Source organism: Vibrio diazotrophicus, assembly GCF_038452265.1.
In the GTDB taxonomy this organism is placed as follows: domain Bacteria; phylum Pseudomonadota; class Gammaproteobacteria; order Enterobacterales; family Vibrionaceae; genus Vibrio; species Vibrio diazotrophicus.
Map to the genome: position 1 here is coordinate 2,037,087 of NZ_CP151842.1, position 15,420 is coordinate 2,052,506.

The following is a 15,420-nucleotide window of genomic DNA, read 5'->3' on the forward strand; positions in this document are numbered from 1 at the left end:
CTATTCGCTACCCTTTTCTATTTAAATCCGAAGATTCATTTAGGATTTTTTACGCTTATCCGTAATGTCCCATTTGCCATCAATGTAAAGCGCGGTCCAGCCTGATGGCTTACCATCGTTCTCTGTACGCACATAGTGTTCTTTAGTCTTACGGCTAAAACGAACAACAGCAGGACGACCATCAGGATCTTTCTCTGGTGCAGTCGCCAAATAATGGAATTTCTCTGGAAGACGTTCCTTATATTTAACCAGTTCTTCAACTAAAGGCGCGCGAGTTTCGCGAGATTTAGGGAAGTTACTTGCTGCAAAGAACAAACCAGCTGCGCCATCACGAAGCACAAAGTAGGCGTCAGAGTTTTCACATGGTAGTTCTGGGAAATGTACTGGTTCTTCTTTAGGTGGAGCAACTTCACCATTACGAAGAATCTTGCGAGTGTTTTTACACTCCTCGTTAGTACATCCCATGTACTTACCAAAACGACCATTTTTAAGCACCATGTCTGAGCCACATTTATCACACTCAACAACAGGGCCATCGTAACCTTTAACTTTGAACTCGCCTTGTTCGACAATGTAACCGTCACAGTTCGGGTTATTACCACAAACATGCAGCTTACGCTTATCATCAATCAGGTACGCATCCATTGCCGTTTCACAAATTGGGCAACGTTTCTTCGCACGAAGAGCCGCCGTTTCAACATCTTCTTCTAGGACGTTGATAATGCCTTCTTCGTCACCAAGGTTGATCGTTGTCTTACAACGCTCTTTCGGCGGCAATGCATAGCCAGAACAACCTAAGAACACACCTGTTGAAGCAGTGCGGATTCCCATCGGACGTGAACAGGTAGGACAAAGAATACTGGTTTCAACGATATGATTTGGTTTCATACCGCCATGATCTTCATCTTGCTCTGCTTTTTCCAAATCCGTGCTGAAATCGTTAAAGAAGCTATCTAGAACCTCTTTCCAGCTGGTTTCACCAACGGCAATTTGGTCCAGCTTCTCTTCCATACGCGCAGTGAAATCGTAGTTCATCAGGTCATCGAAACTTTCGTCTAGACGGTCAGTAACGATTTCGCCCATTTTCTCGGCATAGAAACGACGCTGGTCAACTTTTACATAACCACGGTCTTGAATGGTTGAGATAATTGAAGCGTAAGTCGACGGACGACCAATACCACGTTTCTCAAGTTCTTTAACCAAAGCCGCTTCCGTATAACGAGCTGGCGGTTTAGTAAATTGCTGTCTTGGATCCAGCTTCTCAAGCGAAAGCTTATCGCCTACTTTCACTGCTGGAAGAATTTGGTCTTCATTCTTACCCAGTGGGCGTTGAACACGAGTCCAACCATCGAACTTCAGAATGCGGCCTTTCGCTTTCAAGGTGTATTCAGCAGCTTTAACACTGACTGTTGTTGAATCGTATTTGGCGTCGGTCATCTGACAAGCCACAAACTGGTTCCAAATCAGTGCATACAGTTTGTGAGCGTCAGCTTCCATACCTTCAAGGTCGTCGGCTTTCACTTCTACACTAGAAGGGCGAATCGCTTCGTGCGCCTCTTGCGCGCCCTCTTTGCTGCCGTAAACTTTCGCTTTTGCAGGTAAGTAATCCGCACCGAACTCAGAACTGATGTATTCGCGAACCGCATCCACTGCTTCTGAACTCAAATTGGTTGAGTCAGTACGCATATAAGTGATGTAACCCGCCTCGTAGAGGCGCTGAGCTAACATCATGGTCTTCTTAACACCGTAGCCTAAGCGAGTACTTGCCGCTTGTTGAAGTGTTGATGTTATGAACGGAGCGCTTGCTTTACTGCTGGTTGGACGGTCTTCACGTTTGCACACTTCATAAACGGCTTTTTGCAACGCAGCCACAGATGCCATGGCATCCGTTTCATTGGTAGGTCTGAAAGCTTCGCCATCTTTCTGCGCAACTTGAAGACGAAACGCTTCTTTGGCCGGTGTCGTTGTATCTGCGTGAATATCCCAAAACTCTTCAGGAACAAATGCTTTAATCGCACGTTCGCGCTCTACAAGTAGTTTTACAGCGACAGACTGCACACGGCCCGCAGATAAGCCACGAGCGACTTTTTTCCACAACAGTGGAGAAACCATAAAGCCTACAACACGGTCCATAAAACGGCGTGCTTGCTGCGCATTAACGCCATCCATGTTCAAGTCTCCAGGTTTTTGGAAGGCTTGTTGGATAGCATTCTTAGTAATTTCGTTAAACACTACACGTTTGTATCGCTCTTCATCGCCACCGATGATCTCACGAAGGTGCCAAGCGATAGCCTCTCCCTCGCGGTCCAAATCGGTTGCGAGATAGACGTGGTCAGCATCTTTCGCAAGTTTCTGTAGCTCTGCTACGACTTTTTCTTTACCTGGCAGAATTTGGTAATTCGCTTCCCAACCATGATAAGGGTCAATGCCCATTTTTTTGATTAGGGCGCTGCGCTCTTTCTCTTTTTTAAGGCGAGCTTTTTCTTCTACGCTTAAATTTTTTGATACCGCAGCTGCTTTTTTTGCTGCGGTTGTTGCAGTACTTTGACCTGCAGTTGGTAGATCGCGGACATGACCGACACTAGACTTAACAATGAAGTCTTTACCAAGGTATTTATTAATTGTTTTCGCCTTGGCTGGTGATTCCACTATAACGAGTGATTTACCCATAATTTGACTCAAATGCCCTTAATCACTATGAAAACGCTCAATCAAACGGCGCTCTACAAGGTTGCTTCTTTTTTTTACTATCGAGCCGAACAACAAGAAGATCAACTTGTTTTTTTAAAATCCTTTTTATTTGCTCGACAAATCGACGAATTGTGCTTCTACGTTCAAAAACCCGCACATACTAGAATGGCTGATTCCCAGACGCGACTGTAAACGAATTAAACATGGAGCAAATCACAAAAGTGGCATTTGCACAAATCCTACCATTTCTGTTTTCGATCATGGAATTGACCACAAGTAGCATTACACTGCCAGAGAAATACTCAAACAGTGCGCTGAGTTGACAACCACCTACCAAGGCAATTTAATTGCCAGTGTTAATTCAGTTTCAGATTTCGTTTTATGAGGTAACACATTAATGAATGACAAAAAAACCGTCAGTGAGTTTGAATTGCTGCTTATTGCAAACCAGTTAATTCAAGACCATGACCAATATTTCGAAGGTTTAAGAGCAGACAGTGTTGAAGAAAAAGACGACGTTCTGGTATTTAAAGGCAACTACTTTCTAGACGAAAATGGCTTACCAACAGAGAAGACAACGGTGGTATTTAACATGTTTAAATACCTAGCTCATCAGCTTTCTAAAGAGTTCAGTGTCGAAAAATAATAAAAGCCTCATTTGAGGCTTTTATTTCAATAGGTTAATGACTCAGATTTGCAAATTTCTCAAAATAATCTGGGAAAGTTTTTGATGTACATTTCGGGTCATTAATCGTCACTGGTGTATCACTTAGCGCTACCAGCGAGAAACACATAGCCATACGATGGTCGTCATAAGTGTCAATCGCAGCGTGAGTTAGCTTAGCTGGAGGCGTGATAACGATGTAGTCCTCACCCTCTTCCACTTCTGCACCAACTTTACGCAATTCTGTCGCCATAGCGGAAAGACGGTCAGTCTCTTTCACGCGCCAGTTATACACGTTGCGGATCGCCGTTGTACCTTTGGCAAAAAGAGCGGTTGTTGCAATGGTCATCGCCGCATCAGGAATATGGTTGAAATCAAGGTCAACTGCGTTTAACTCACCACGACGAGCAATCACATAGTCATCGCCCCATTCAATTTCTGCGCCCATTTTCTCAAGCGCATCAGCAAATTGAATATCCCCTTGAATACTGTTTTTCCCAATACCCGTCACTTTAATCTCACCACCTTTGATTGCTGCAGCAGCAAGGAAGTAAGACGCAGAAGAGGCATCGCCCTCCACCAAAAAGTTACCCGGTGATACATAGTTTTGACCAGCACGAACAACAAACTCTTGGTAATCATGGTTTTCAACCTGAACACCAAACTGTTCCATGATATGCAGGGTGATGTCGATGTAGGGTTTAGAAACCAATTCACCAATAATTTTGATCGTGATATCGCCTTTAGCAAGCGGAGCTGACATCAAGAATGCGGTCAAAAACTGGCTTGAAATTGAACCATCAATTTCTACCGTTCCTGACGCTAAACCAGTGCCTTTAATACGTAGTGGCGGAAAGTTCTCATTTTCTAGATATTCAATATCCGCACCTGCTTGACGCAGGGCATCCACTAAGTGACCAATTGGGCGTTCCTTCATACGAGGTTCGCCAGTCAGTACATAGTCACCCGAGCCTAAACACAATGCTGCGGCAAGTGGGCGCATTGCTGTACCCGCATTACCCAAAAACAGTTCTTGAGCCTGATCTGCGGTAAACGGCTTACCCAGACCTTCAACTTCGCACGCTGTTTTATCGTCAGATAATTGATACTGAACACCAAGTTTGGTGAGTGCGTTCAACATATGGCGAATATCGTCACTGTCGAGCAAATTAGTAAGTCGCGTTGTTCCTTTGGCTAAAGCCGCCAACAACAAAGCGCGGTTTGATACACTTTTCGAACCTGGGAGATTCACTTCTCCACTGATTTTTTGAATCGGTTGTAACGTAAGGCTTTCCATTAATGCTGTGTTTCCTTGCACCGCTCTCATATCTCTTTTTATCTGGAGCGATGTAAAATTCTTCGTACTGGCAGACTAACTAAATTCAACCGTGAAAACTAGCCTAAATCTCTAGTCGTCGTGAATTTTTAGTCATCACATTTCTTTGTCCACACGAACGCCATCGTCAAAGTATAAAATTCGCACTTTATCTTTTTTGCTGAACAGCATTTGAGGGTCGACATCTTGGATAACATCAATCCATTTACCGTCTTTCGTTTCTATCAAAAGTTCCACTAAACGATACTCAATGCTGTAAGTTCGATTCGCATTCTTATGCGCGATACTTCCTCCCGCAATAGCACCTACTGCCGTGGCAACTTCGCGCCCATGACCATCACCAAATTGATTGCCGATCACACCGCCAACCACAGCGCCCAACAAGGTTTCCCAGCCGTTTGCTTTCGACTGAACAATATCTTGTTGAGAAATATAGCGAACGCTTTCTATCGTTCCAAAAACGACTTCGTTTACAGGTCTGGCTTGGTTACGTTGATAACTGGCATTGGCAAACAACGGAAAAATCAATATGATCCATATCCACTTTTTCATTTTCTCTCCTAATCAAAGCTGGGGTTTCGATGACGATTTATCTTCCAGAGCTGGCTGCTAATGATTACGGCTTCCCTTCACCTTATGAAGCATTAGAAGATCCAAACGGTCTGCTGGCTTTTGGGGGAGATCTCAACCCAAATCGAATTTATAACGCCTATAAAAATGGCATTTTCCCTTGGTATGGTCCCGGTGAACCCATTTTATGGTGGAGCCCATCTCCGCGAGCAGTATTTGATCCTAAGACATTCAAACCAGCCAAAAGTGTGAAAAAATATCAGCGGAAACAACAATATTTGGTCAGCATCAACCATGCGACTAAACAAGTCATTGAAATGTGCGCTGCGACTCGATCGCCAGAACAGACTTGGATTCATGCAGAAATGCGCGAAGTCTATGGTGAGCTGGCGGAACTTGGCAAATGCCACTCCGTTGAAGTATGGCAGAAGGAACAGCTTGTCGGTGGTTTATACGGCATTCAGATGGGGCAGATTTTTTGCGGTGAATCCATGTTCAGCACGCAAACCAATGCTTCCAAAGTTGCGTTATGGTATTTCTGTCATCATTTTGCAAAGCATGGTGGACAGCTCATTGACTGCCAAGTAATGAATCCACATCTCGCATCATTAGGTGCATTTGAATTACCACGTGACGAATTTATAAATTCGTTGCTATCTTTTAGAGATAAAGCAATAAAAGAAGCGTGTTTCAAACGCCAGTGGCTCAGTATTAGCATTACAGATGAAACTGAGTCTGTTTAGGAGTAAAGCGTGAGTTCTGATATACACCAAATTAGAATTGGCCTGACAAACAATCACCCATGCAGTTATCTCAAAGACCGCATGGAGCGTGTTGCTGTCGCACTTGATAGCAGTATGCAGTCTGACGAAAATTATGAAATTCTTCTCGCGAATGGTTTTCGCCGAAGTGGCGATACAATTTACAAACCCCACTGCGATACATGTAGCGCCTGCCATGCTTTGCGAGTTTCTGTTCCTAGTTTCACTCCTTCAAAAAGTCAGAAGCGTTTAATCAACAAAATGAAGCCACATCTGACTTGGGAACTTAAACCCAAGTTAGATGAGAACTGGTTCTCTCTCTACTCTAAATACATTAAAGCTCGTCATCGCGATGGCACTATGTATCCACCGCAGAAAGATGAATTTGATAAATTTGCTAATTCCCAATGGCTGAACACCCAGTTTCTTCATATTTATGAAGATAATCAGCTCATCGCGGTTGCAGTAACCGATATTCTGCCTAATAGTGCGAGCGCGTTTTATACCTTTTTTGACCCAGAATCCTCACTATCTATTGGAACTCTGGCTATTTTGATTCAGTTGGAATATTGCAAAAACAGCCGTAAACAGTGGCTTTATTTAGGTTATCAAATCGACGATTGCCCTGCTATGAACTATAAAGTGCGCTTCCAACGCCATCAAAGGCTAGTAAATCAGCGTTGGCAAGGGTAGAATACGCCCCAACTTAACTTGTTTAACAATCATCGGCACGATAGGTCGTTGATTTGCGCCACATTTCTAAAGAGGATTAAATGGCTAAAGAAGACGTAATTGAGATGCAAGGTACTGTCCTTGATACTCTTCCAAACACAATGTTCCGTGTTGAGCTTGAAAACGGTCACGTAGTAACGGCTCACATCTCTGGTAAAATGCGTAAAAACTACATTCGTATTCTAACGGGTGACAAAGTTACTGTTGAGATGACTCCATACGACCTATCAAAAGGCCGCATCGTCTTCCGTGCTCGTTAATCTCTGATTTTCGAATACAACAAAAAGCGGAGCTTAGGGCTCCGTTTTTTGTTACGGTTCTAATGAATACAACGCATCTAGAAATGTAAGGGACAATTTAGCTTTCTTTTGGGGATCACCCTCTGCCAATAGAAAACACAGAGGAAGCTATTTAATTGTTGCAATGCTTGATGTGTTAAAAGCTAAAATGGGAAGCACAAGCTCCCCGTCATTTCACTACCGAACCTTTAGACTGAAACTTCCGTTTTTATCTTCGTGACACAATACTTCCCATCTAAGAAGTTGATAAGCTGCAGTATACCTACCCTAGTTTCAACAAATTGGTTTATCGTATAAAGCATATTCGTTTCATAGAAGTCACAAGCTACATCGAACAATTCAAGATATTCGCACGCCATTACTTTCGCTCGCGATACCTCATCCATTCTGTCACTCATCGCAACATAGCTGGGTTCTACTATCGAATCTAAATATCTTGTGAAGCCATCGTAATCCATCATCTCTGATACATGTACAACTTGAGCTAATGCGTTGTTTTCCTCTTGGCTCAGCAGCAGCCAGTTAGAACCTTCCCCAATTATCACGTCATCATTGAGATCTAAGTAGCGATGAAGAGAACTGGTCTCGCTCGGCAGCTCATCGATTCCACCAAGCAAGATCTGGGATTCTCGGTTCAGACGTAATTTAGCGTCTGAAAGTCGCAATGCGTTTTCAACCACAAAACCTTGGTGTGATAAATTCAAATTCGAGCTGTCTAAACCCAGATATTTGCTAATGTAAAAACCAGCAGTGTTGCTTAATGAGTTAATAAAATCCACTGGCTTAGGGGGTGTTTTTTCAATATATCGCTGCTCGCATGAACGGCAAAATACGGACAAATCACCCTGACCAGAAACCAGATAAAGAGCGGTGTTCGTGGATACACCTTTTATACCCGATACGCCCAATATTCCTAGTTGAATAAAGCGGTCCGTTCTACGGATATAACTCGGAGCAACTTGTTTGCATTCCTGCTTAATATCAACCGAAAGATCTCGGTGAACATAAAATGAAGAGACTTGCTGGATATACATCATGCTTCCTGCTTTTCAATCAAAAAAACATTGTTATTGCCGCCAAAACCAAAGCAATTGATCAAAAAGACACCTTGTTTACATGAAATAGGCTCTTGAGTAGGAGACCAGTTCATTTCAGGGTCCACCGTTGAAAAATTAGGCGTTTGTGGAATGAAACCATGGTCAATGGCATTCATCATCAACACTAATTCGCTCGTTCCACAACTCCCTAACGTATGGCCTATATAAGGCTTCAGAGAGAAAAACGGAGGGGCTACCTTAAACACTGACCTCATACCATTAATTTCGGCTAAATCGCTCAAATAACTCGCTGTGCCGTGCGCCTTAACGGCACGAATATCCTGACATGACACACCCGCATTATCCAAAGCTTGTTGAATCACTTTCGCCACACCAGATCCATCAGGATTAACACCTGTGACACTGTGAGTTTCACAACGGGCATCTCCGCCAAGAAAGTGCCAAGGAGATGCCTTGATATCGCTACGGCTCATGAGAATCACACTTAATGATTCTCCTAGTATCAAACCATCTCTGGTCATATCAAACGGCTTACAACTTTCAGTCGCCAAAAGTTGCATAGAGACAAACCCCTCCACAGAGTGGTCAGCAAAAGTTTCAATCCCGACCACTAATGCGTAATCGAGTATCTGACTTTCAAGCATAGTGGCGGCGTCTAAAATTGCATTTGAACTTGAAGTACAGGCTGTATTGTATGTGAGGCTAAAATCATTTAATCCAAAATGCGCACTTAGTCGTTCAGCATATCTCCCGTTCCCAACTCTCTGCTTTGCAATGGATAGTGTTTCTTGCTGCTTGATACTTTCACCAAGGGGAACAGACAAAGATAGATCATTGGAAGCACAGCCGACGAACAAACCACATCGCGAGCGCTGACTAGGCTCAATTGCGCACTGCTCGAAAATCGAATCGATTAATGCTGTTAAATATGGAACAGGGTCGAACAACGCATCGAACTTTCCTTTATTCCGTATCGCATAGTAAGGAATCGTTCGTTTTTGGTCGAATACCTGAATGGCTTTACTCTGAACGAAAAACTCACCATTCTGTAACGCTTCTACTTGCTGCTGTTTGTCGCCCAAAGCACTAAGAACTTCTCCCGCTAAAATAGTGATCATGAAACTATTCCGGTTGCAGATGATCGGCAAGATGATTCACCGTGGTGACCACACGGCGGAACTCCTTCGGGTCCACTAAACGCAAGTTAAAGTGTCGTTGAAGCAACATAGAGATCTGTAATCCGTCAACGGAGTCAAACTCAAGTTCACTCTCTGGAGAAAATAGCATCACGTCATCAGACAGTTCATTCGCGTCAATGTCATCACGATCGCACTCTTCAAGAATCATTGTCTTTAGTTTTAATTTGAATTCATTATCCAAAGAGCCTCTCATGCTTCTTTCCTTTTTTTAAATGTAAATATTACAGCCGCAAGACTAAGAGATATCAAGCCAAACAGACTCAAAGCGATAGCTTCTGGAATGATGTCTCGCACTCCACCACTACGCAAAAAAATATCTAAGAAGCCTTCAAGCCCCCATGACATCGGAGAGATGTTGCTCAACGTTTGCATCGATTCTGGCATCACAACCTTTGGCACCATAACACCGCCGATAGCGCCTAGGAGAATATTAATTATTCCGCCTATGGTTGTTGCTTGCTCCACACTGTCTACCGAAGTCGCAATTAAAATAGACAGACCAATAGCAGAGATGCTTAACGCTATAGAAACCAATATCAATCCAAAAACGGAACCGGAAATTGTCAAAGGTGCCGCACCGAAATAAGGAACGACGAACATACCGACCCCAATCATTAGCCATACCTGAACTTGGTTTATCAACATATAGGGAATGATTTTCCCGGCAAACAAATTAAGAATGCTGACATTCATCGTCAAAAGCCGTCTTAATGTGTTCTGCTTTTTCTCATTGATAAAGATGGTGGACATCGGAATGATGACGAAAAATAAACCGAAGACTATCCAAGAGGGCACACTTTGCTGTGTTGACGTTGGCTTTTCATTTTGTGCAAACTTGGCATAATTCACTTCAATAAAATCATCGTCGAAAGACTTAACGTCTCGCCCGCCACGCGAACCAAACTGCTTTTGAATAGCTGAACTCATAGTGTCTAACTGATGTTTCATCACAATCAGTGACATCTGACTTTTAAAAATGCTTAACAGTGATGGAGAAGTATCAGCGGCAACCGTCAACTTAATATCTGATAAATCGCTTTCAAAGCCTTCAGGTATATCAACTATAAACTGAACCCCTTCATCTTCAGGGGAGCGGTACGTCTCTTCACTGTAATCCCGTTGTGAGAAAGATGGAGTCTCTGCCAATTCCTCTACTAATGTTTGACTGGCATGAGTCTGGTCTCTATCTATCACGATATAACTCATCAGAGATTTATCGTCATTCATGACATCTTTTAAGGCGATAGACATAATTAGGATAAACACTGCCGGCATAATAAACAGTGCCGCTAACGCATGTTTATCGCGACCTATTAGTAAAAACTCTTTCGTAAGCATCGCCTTAAACATCGTTGCGATCCTTAGACGTTAGCTGAATAAACATCGATTCTAAGGTTGTTGTTCCATAGCGGATATTTTTGACTTTACGTTGATTTGCTTCCAGTGAGTTAAGGACCTGAGTAACCACTGAAGCCTCTGTGGTATTGAGCAACAGGGTTTCGTTATTGATCACTTGCACCATCTGTTGCGCCTCAAAAAGACCATTGATAGATTGAGTCTGAGGATAGAGTTCAACAACTACCTGTTGCGCCTCATGATTGTTAACCATCTCATCAATGGTTCCCTGCTTGATTATTTTCCCTGCGTTAATAATCGCAACTTCATCGCAGATCTTCTCAATTTCAGGCATGTAATGAGAGGTATAGACAATCGTTTTATTGTCATTGGCGTAGGCTTTAATACTGTCCAAAATCTCATTACGTGACTCAGGGTCGATACCAACCGTCGGTTCGTCAAAAAACAGAATGTCAGGATTATTCAACAGGCCAATTGCAATATTCAGTCGACGCTTTTGTCCGCCGGACAAAGTTGATGCCTTTCGTGTCAGCATTGAAGACAAGCGGTTTGTTTCGATGGCATATTCAAAGTTTTGATGAAAACGTTCACCTTTAATCCCCTGAATACCAGCGAAAAATTTCAAATTCTCTTTCACAGACAAGTGTTCATAAAACGCGAGACTTTGAGGTATCAACGAACAACGTTCACGGATTTCCTTAAGGTTTTTCGCCAAAGGCATCCCGAAGAAACTCACGCTACCCGCGTCATAAGTTAATAAGCCATTCAATATAGACATGAGTGTGGTTTTCCCTGCCCCATTCGGCCCAAGTAAACCAAAGATAGAGTTGGAAGGAATAACTAATGATAAATTGTCTAACGCTTTAACTTCATTGTATGACTTGGTTAGTGCCTCGATTTGGATCATTAAAAGGCTCTCAGAAGTGATTGATAAAGCTTTTGTTCTTGACCTGCAATGGATTCTAGTTTGGATGCAATCAAAGAATAATCAATTGCTTGCTTATTTCTCGGACGAATCGCTTTAGCAATCAGTAACGCAAACTCTCGCCATTCATCACCTATTGCCGTCATATCTTTTGATGCCTTTTCCAAAGCTTGATTATGAATAAGTGCGGCAGATTCTTGCAGAAATGACGCGTATATATATCGGAACCCTGCTCCTCCCGTACCAATTTCTTCCTGCATACGAATGATATGACCTAAAAACAATTTGGCGTAATGCTCGTCTTTGTTCTCTAGCGCTCGGATATGTTTCGCCAGAAAATACATGCCCTTAAGTCCCGCAATAGGTACTGGTGTTTTCAACATGGATTTGGCGGTTTTCTTGATACTTTTTCTGATGATCTCAGGGTAATCAACCGATGAAGGTACATAAGTTGGATAATAGAGTGCTCCTTTAGGTGCCATAACGCCCTTAACAAAGCGAGCTTTTTGCAATGCCGTTTCATCAGAGGAAACCAGATGTTCGAACACCGGATCGCTAATGGTATAGGTATTGTCTTCTTTACCAACAACAACAAGGTTATGAGCATTAAAATGAAAACGCATTTCCTCAGGAAAATATGGAAGCCAAAACACAGAGGTTTGCGCACCTACAATTTTTCCGTCAGCCAATAACGAATCGAGCCTTTTCGTACCTTGTTCTGGTTTGGAAAATGTCTCTACTTTCATTTTCACCCCTAATGCCCTTTGCACACCTTTTATGATTGATTTAGGCATAGAGCGATAGGCTATCAAAGGCATTCCGCTTAGCTTAACAAACGGAAGATAAGCAAAAGTAAGTGCACTGGATAGACCAAACACCATTGGCTCAGATAAAGGCAGACCATGATGGGTCAGTATCGATGACATAACTCCACTTTCGCAGTGCGCATAGTGTTTGTGAGAAAACTCATTACGACTCATGATCGTTTCCCTCAACATTGAGCTCTGGCAAGGTGGACAATTGTTCAACGCTGATCCCCAACGCCTCACTGTATGCATTCAACTTTTTAATTGGAAGCTTAGCAAAAACTGTAGGTTTCATATGACGTTTAACCCGCCATTGGAACCACCCAACTGACTGAGCCAAAACCATAAGATCCATACGTCGAGCGTACATATGGTAATACAAGGGAGACTTCTCTCCGCTTTCAACCAGTTTATAAGCAGCAATCGCCTGACGCTCAAATTCATTGAGTGCTTGCTTAGTCACCAACTCTTCAGCTTCCCAACCCGACGATGCCACGACACCATATTCACCAGACTCACTGGTGGCATACAAAGCTTTAGCGTTATTAGCGTAAGTAGAAGACTGATCTTGAGGTACCTTATTCGCTTCCATTACACCACCTTAAGCTGCATAAAGGCGGTAGAAAAACGCCCGCTTTCTGGTACGTAACACAACAATGTGTCACCTACTTTTAACTGTTTTGAATGGAAGAGCTCTTCCAAAATGATATAGATAGACGCAGATCCCGTATTCCCTTTGGTCGATAAGTTAGTAAACCATCGCTCTTGTGGGATATCGCAATTAGCCTCTAACATGCCTTGATACAATCGATCGCGGAAATATCCAGAAGAGTAATGAGGTAGGAAGTAAGTGATCCCATCAGGATTCACTTTACCACTGGTAACAAGATCTCTTAGCGGACGTGTCACTGTATATTCCACTATATTTTCGTTTAATTGTTTTACGTCTTGTTTTACGGAAAAGATCGATTTGTCTAGCCACGACTGAGTAGAGTATTCTCTCCACCCTTTTAAACATCCATTTTCTAGTTTTTCAGCCCCCGCATACATACAAGCATCCAGCTCGTTTGCATAGGACTTCTGCTCAATCCATTCTATTTCGAGCGAAATACCATGGTCATTTTTTTTGTTGCTAAGAAGCGCAGCACCGGCGCCATCGCTTAGCATCCAACGTAAAAAGTCTTTTTCAAATGCAATTTCAGGCTGACGTTCGAGTTCTTCTACCTTACTTGATACTTCTGCTTCAAATTGACCCGCTCTCATCATAGCGGAAGCATTTTCGGAACCAGTAACAACTGCATTGCTGCTTTGACCACTTAATATGGACATATAGCCATACTTAAGAGACATGGTTCCTGCTAAGCAGATTCCCGCCAACGCGACCACTTCACAGCTAGGGATTTTAAGTTCACCATGCACCATTAACGCATGGTTGGGCAGCAACTGGTCTGCGATAGTTGTACCACAAGCAAGAAGCTCTATTTCTTTGATATCAAAAAAGTCTGAGTTAAGCCGTTTAATTGCTTCAGCAGTGAGTTGTGCATTCGTATGTGTTGTACTGCCTGTCTCTGGATCAATCGCATAATATCGCTGCTTAATTTGATTGGAGCGTAGTATAAGATTTTTAGCTCTTGATGGACGATCGCCAACTTGTCCTAAAACACTTTCTATCTGCTTGTTGCTTACCGCCTCATTCGGCAAAAAAGCTTGGACATCGTTTATATATACTTTTTTATTCATTTTATCGTCCGGAGGGTTTTTCATAGTATTTAATGCTTTTTTCAATCGAGTCTTTCATCAATGGTGAAATAAGCTTCTTAGCAAGTAAATTAATTGGAACCAGAGTGAGAATCATTGCAACTAAAAACAACACATAGACAGTAATGATCACTTTACGAGATAAAGCGCCCGGTTTTCCCGATAATTGAATTAGCTTTCCCCAAATCATAAACGAGCGAGTCGCTATTTTTTCGGAACTAATTAACTTCCCGTTAACTTTAACGGCATCCAAATTAGCCAAGAGGGGTTTCTTCTCTTTTTCCAAATCCTGCTCTAATGCCATAGCTAAGCGTTCACCAAATCGAGCACTTTCTTTAATATCTTGTTCGCTCACTCCAGCCGCAGGAAATATCCAAAAAGGATCTTTTTTACCTGTTAACAACCAACGAGGCGTAGTGATAAATGAGTAAATAGTGCCACTTTGATCGGTTAAAACCGCATTATCAATCAAATGTCCACCACACTCAGTTATTAGAGCTTTCATTTTCTCTTGAGCCATAACCCACATATCACGACAAGCAATAAGAGTAACAACTGGTTTATCTTTTAATAGCTGTTTAGCTTGCTCTGTTTTTAAAAAACCCGTAATTGGAATAGCAGGAGCCAAAAACCAAACTGTATACGCGATAATAACTAAATCATACTCATCAGCTAAATTTGAAGCGGATTTTAACTCACAACCATTCATATAAATTGCTTCTGGAAATGCGTCAAAAAAAGGGTAAAAAGACCATGGATATGGATAAGGTTTAACTGGCTCCAAAATGTGATAGTCAACATGTATATCATCACTTTGGCAAAGAGATTTCGTCGATGATTCAACAAACTTTGAAAGCTGGCCACTTTGAGAGTAAGAAACAACTAGAACTTTTTTCATATAAAGGCTTAGATTGATAACTAGCAGTAGAATTAAATAGATAATCTATATGTGTATATTGATGCAAGATTACCATTAATTCATGAAATGTGAATATTTTATCCAAAACTAAAGTTTTAGATACGGTATTCACAAACATAAAACCAAAGCTCTCTTTTTAGATTTACTTCACAAAATTCAGCTTATTTTTTAATACTCGAAAACTTATAAGTTGTTATTCGGGAATCGCTTGCGATGAAGAATATACATATGAATCTCTTAAGCAAGGGCTTAATATTCTCATAAAACAGAAATAGCGTATTCGTTGCAAGATCAAAAATACCCGTCAGATTTCTCAATCTGACGGGTATTATATCTTAAAGATTCG

The 15,420-nt window shown here is 42.1% G+C and carries 16 protein-coding genes; 4 read left to right on the forward strand and 12 right to left on the reverse strand.

Annotation, left to right across the window (positions count from 1 at the left end; genetic code table 11):
* Positions 1-39: 39 nt before the first annotated feature.
* Positions 40-2,670: a type I DNA topoisomerase gene (gene topA / locus AAGA51_RS09290; protein WP_042481986.1), complete on the reverse strand. Its 2,631-nt coding sequence runs from the start codon at positions 2,668-2,670 to the stop codon at positions 40-42.
* Between the two features lie 418 nt (positions 2,671-3,088).
* Between topA and AAGA51_RS09295 the strand changes: the two genes are divergently transcribed.
* The gene (locus tag AAGA51_RS09295; protein WP_042481984.1) at positions 3,089-3,337 is read left to right on the forward strand and encodes a DUF2498 family protein; all 249 of its coding nucleotides are present in this window, start codon (positions 3,089-3,091) and stop codon (positions 3,335-3,337) included.
* Positions 3,338-3,371: 34 nt separating this feature from the next.
* Here AAGA51_RS09295 and aroA read toward each other — a convergent pair whose 3' ends face one another.
* On the reverse strand, positions 3,372-4,652 hold the full coding sequence (gene aroA, locus AAGA51_RS09300; RefSeq protein WP_042481982.1) for a 3-phosphoshikimate 1-carboxyvinyltransferase: 1,281 nt from the start codon (positions 4,650-4,652) through the stop codon (positions 3,372-3,374).
* Between the two features lie 135 nt (positions 4,653-4,787).
* Positions 4,788-5,243: a glycine zipper 2TM domain-containing protein gene (locus AAGA51_RS09305; protein WP_042481980.1), complete on the reverse strand. Its 456-nt coding sequence runs from the start codon at positions 5,241-5,243 to the stop codon at positions 4,788-4,790.
* A gap of 29 nt (positions 5,244-5,272) precedes the next feature.
* On the opposite strand from AAGA51_RS09305, the gene aat reads away from it, so the two are divergent.
* From aat to infA, 3 genes are all read left to right on the forward strand, one after another.
* Positions 5,273-6,004 carry a leucyl/phenylalanyl-tRNA--protein transferase gene (gene aat, locus AAGA51_RS09310; RefSeq protein WP_042481978.1) on the forward strand — a complete coding sequence of 244 codons (732 nt, stop codon included), beginning with the start codon at positions 5,273-5,275 and terminating at the stop codon, positions 6,002-6,004.
* Positions 6,005-6,013: 9 nt separating this feature from the next.
* Entirely contained in the window at positions 6,014-6,715 is a 702-nt protein-coding gene (locus tag AAGA51_RS09315) for an arginyltransferase (protein WP_042481976.1), read from the forward strand.
* Positions 6,716-6,795: 80 nt separating this feature from the next.
* The gene (infA, locus tag AAGA51_RS09320; protein ID WP_001040192.1) at positions 6,796-7,014 is read left to right on the forward strand and encodes a translation initiation factor IF-1; all 219 of its coding nucleotides are present in this window, start codon (positions 6,796-6,798) and stop codon (positions 7,012-7,014) included.
* A gap of 227 nt (positions 7,015-7,241) precedes the next feature.
* On the opposite strand, the gene AAGA51_RS09325 is transcribed toward infA, so the two are convergent.
* From AAGA51_RS09325 to AAGA51_RS09365, 9 genes are read right to left on the reverse strand one after another with little or no spacing between them, the layout of a single operon-like run.
* Entirely contained in the window at positions 7,242-8,090 is an 849-nt protein-coding gene (locus tag AAGA51_RS09325; protein ID WP_156102006.1) for a hypothetical protein, read from the reverse strand.
* Positions 8,087-9,229 carry a beta-ketoacyl synthase N-terminal-like domain-containing protein gene (locus AAGA51_RS09330; RefSeq protein ID WP_052404557.1) on the reverse strand — a complete coding sequence of 381 codons (1,143 nt, stop codon included), beginning with the start codon at positions 9,227-9,229 and terminating at the stop codon, positions 8,087-8,089. Before AAGA51_RS09330 ends, AAGA51_RS09325 begins: the two co-directional genes overlap by 4 nt.
* 4 nt (positions 9,230-9,233) lie before the next feature.
* The gene (locus tag AAGA51_RS09335) at positions 9,234-9,503 is read right to left on the reverse strand and encodes an acyl carrier protein (protein ID WP_102952980.1); all 270 of its coding nucleotides are present in this window, start codon (positions 9,501-9,503) and stop codon (positions 9,234-9,236) included.
* Positions 9,500-10,660, reverse strand: coding sequence for an ABC transporter permease (locus AAGA51_RS09340; protein WP_042481973.1), 1,161 nt, complete (start codon positions 10,658-10,660; stop codon positions 9,500-9,502). The genes AAGA51_RS09335 and AAGA51_RS09340 overlap by 4 nt, the downstream gene beginning before the upstream one ends.
* The gene (locus tag AAGA51_RS09345; RefSeq protein ID WP_042481971.1) at positions 10,653-11,573 is read right to left on the reverse strand and encodes an ABC transporter ATP-binding protein; all 921 of its coding nucleotides are present in this window, start codon (positions 11,571-11,573) and stop codon (positions 10,653-10,655) included. The genes AAGA51_RS09340 and AAGA51_RS09345 overlap by 8 nt, the downstream gene beginning before the upstream one ends.
* Positions 11,573-12,571 (reverse strand): BtrH N-terminal domain-containing protein, encoded by a 999-nt coding sequence (locus AAGA51_RS09350; RefSeq protein WP_042481968.1) that lies wholly within the window; start codon positions 12,569-12,571, stop codon positions 11,573-11,575. The genes AAGA51_RS09345 and AAGA51_RS09350 overlap by 1 nt, the downstream gene beginning before the upstream one ends.
* Positions 12,561-12,989 (reverse strand): hypothetical protein, encoded by a 429-nt coding sequence (locus AAGA51_RS09355; RefSeq protein ID WP_042481966.1) that lies wholly within the window; start codon positions 12,987-12,989, stop codon positions 12,561-12,563. Before AAGA51_RS09355 ends, AAGA51_RS09350 begins: the two co-directional genes overlap by 11 nt.
* Positions 12,989-14,182: a beta-ketoacyl-ACP synthase III gene (locus tag AAGA51_RS09360; protein ID WP_303621181.1), complete on the reverse strand. Its 1,194-nt coding sequence runs from the start codon at positions 14,180-14,182 to the stop codon at positions 12,989-12,991. Before AAGA51_RS09360 ends, AAGA51_RS09355 begins: the two co-directional genes overlap by 1 nt.
* Positions 14,139-15,053, reverse strand: coding sequence for a hypothetical protein (locus AAGA51_RS09365; RefSeq protein WP_042481964.1), 915 nt, complete (start codon positions 15,051-15,053; stop codon positions 14,139-14,141). The genes AAGA51_RS09360 and AAGA51_RS09365 overlap by 44 nt, the downstream gene beginning before the upstream one ends.
* Between the last annotated feature and the right edge of the window lie 367 nt (positions 15,054-15,420).

Bases quoted from the DNA above. Each gene is read 5' to 3' on its own strand.
- topA (WP_042481986.1), bottom strand. From the start codon at position 2,670: ATGGGTAAATCACTCGTTATAGTGGAATCACCAGCCAAGGCGAAAACA.
- AAGA51_RS09295 (WP_042481984.1), top strand. From the start codon at position 3,089: ATGAATGACAAAAAAACCGTCAGTGAGTTTGAATTGCTGCTTATTGCA.
- aroA (WP_042481982.1), bottom strand. From the start codon at position 4,652: ATGGAAAGCCTTACGTTACAACCGATTCAAAAAATCAGTGGAGAAGTG.
- AAGA51_RS09305 (WP_042481980.1), bottom strand. From the start codon at position 5,243: ATGAAAAAGTGGATATGGATCATATTGATTTTTCCGTTGTTTGCCAAT.
- aat (WP_042481978.1), top strand. From the start codon at position 5,273: ATGACGATTTATCTTCCAGAGCTGGCTGCTAATGATTACGGCTTCCCT.
- infA (WP_001040192.1), top strand. From the start codon at position 6,796: ATGGCTAAAGAAGACGTAATTGAGATGCAAGGTACTGTCCTTGATACT.
- AAGA51_RS09325 (WP_156102006.1), bottom strand. From the start codon at position 8,090: ATGATGTATATCCAGCAAGTCTCTTCATTTTATGTTCACCGAGATCTT.
- AAGA51_RS09330 (WP_052404557.1), bottom strand. From the start codon at position 9,229: ATGATCACTATTTTAGCGGGAGAAGTTCTTAGTGCTTTGGGCGACAAA.
- AAGA51_RS09335 (WP_102952980.1), bottom strand. From the start codon at position 9,503: ATGAGAGGCTCTTTGGATAATGAATTCAAATTAAAACTAAAGACAATG.
- AAGA51_RS09340 (WP_042481973.1), bottom strand. From the start codon at position 10,660: ATGTTTAAGGCGATGCTTACGAAAGAGTTTTTACTAATAGGTCGCGAT.
- AAGA51_RS09345 (WP_042481971.1), bottom strand. From the start codon at position 11,573: ATGATCCAAATCGAGGCACTAACCAAGTCATACAATGAAGTTAAAGCG.
- AAGA51_RS09350 (WP_042481968.1), bottom strand. From the start codon at position 12,571: ATGAGTCGTAATGAGTTTTCTCACAAACACTATGCGCACTGCGAAAGT.
- AAGA51_RS09355 (WP_042481966.1), bottom strand. From the start codon at position 12,989: ATGGAAGCGAATAAGGTACCTCAAGATCAGTCTTCTACTTACGCTAAT.
- AAGA51_RS09365 (WP_042481964.1), bottom strand. From the start codon at position 15,053: ATGAAAAAAGTTCTAGTTGTTTCTTACTCTCAAAGTGGCCAGCTTTCA.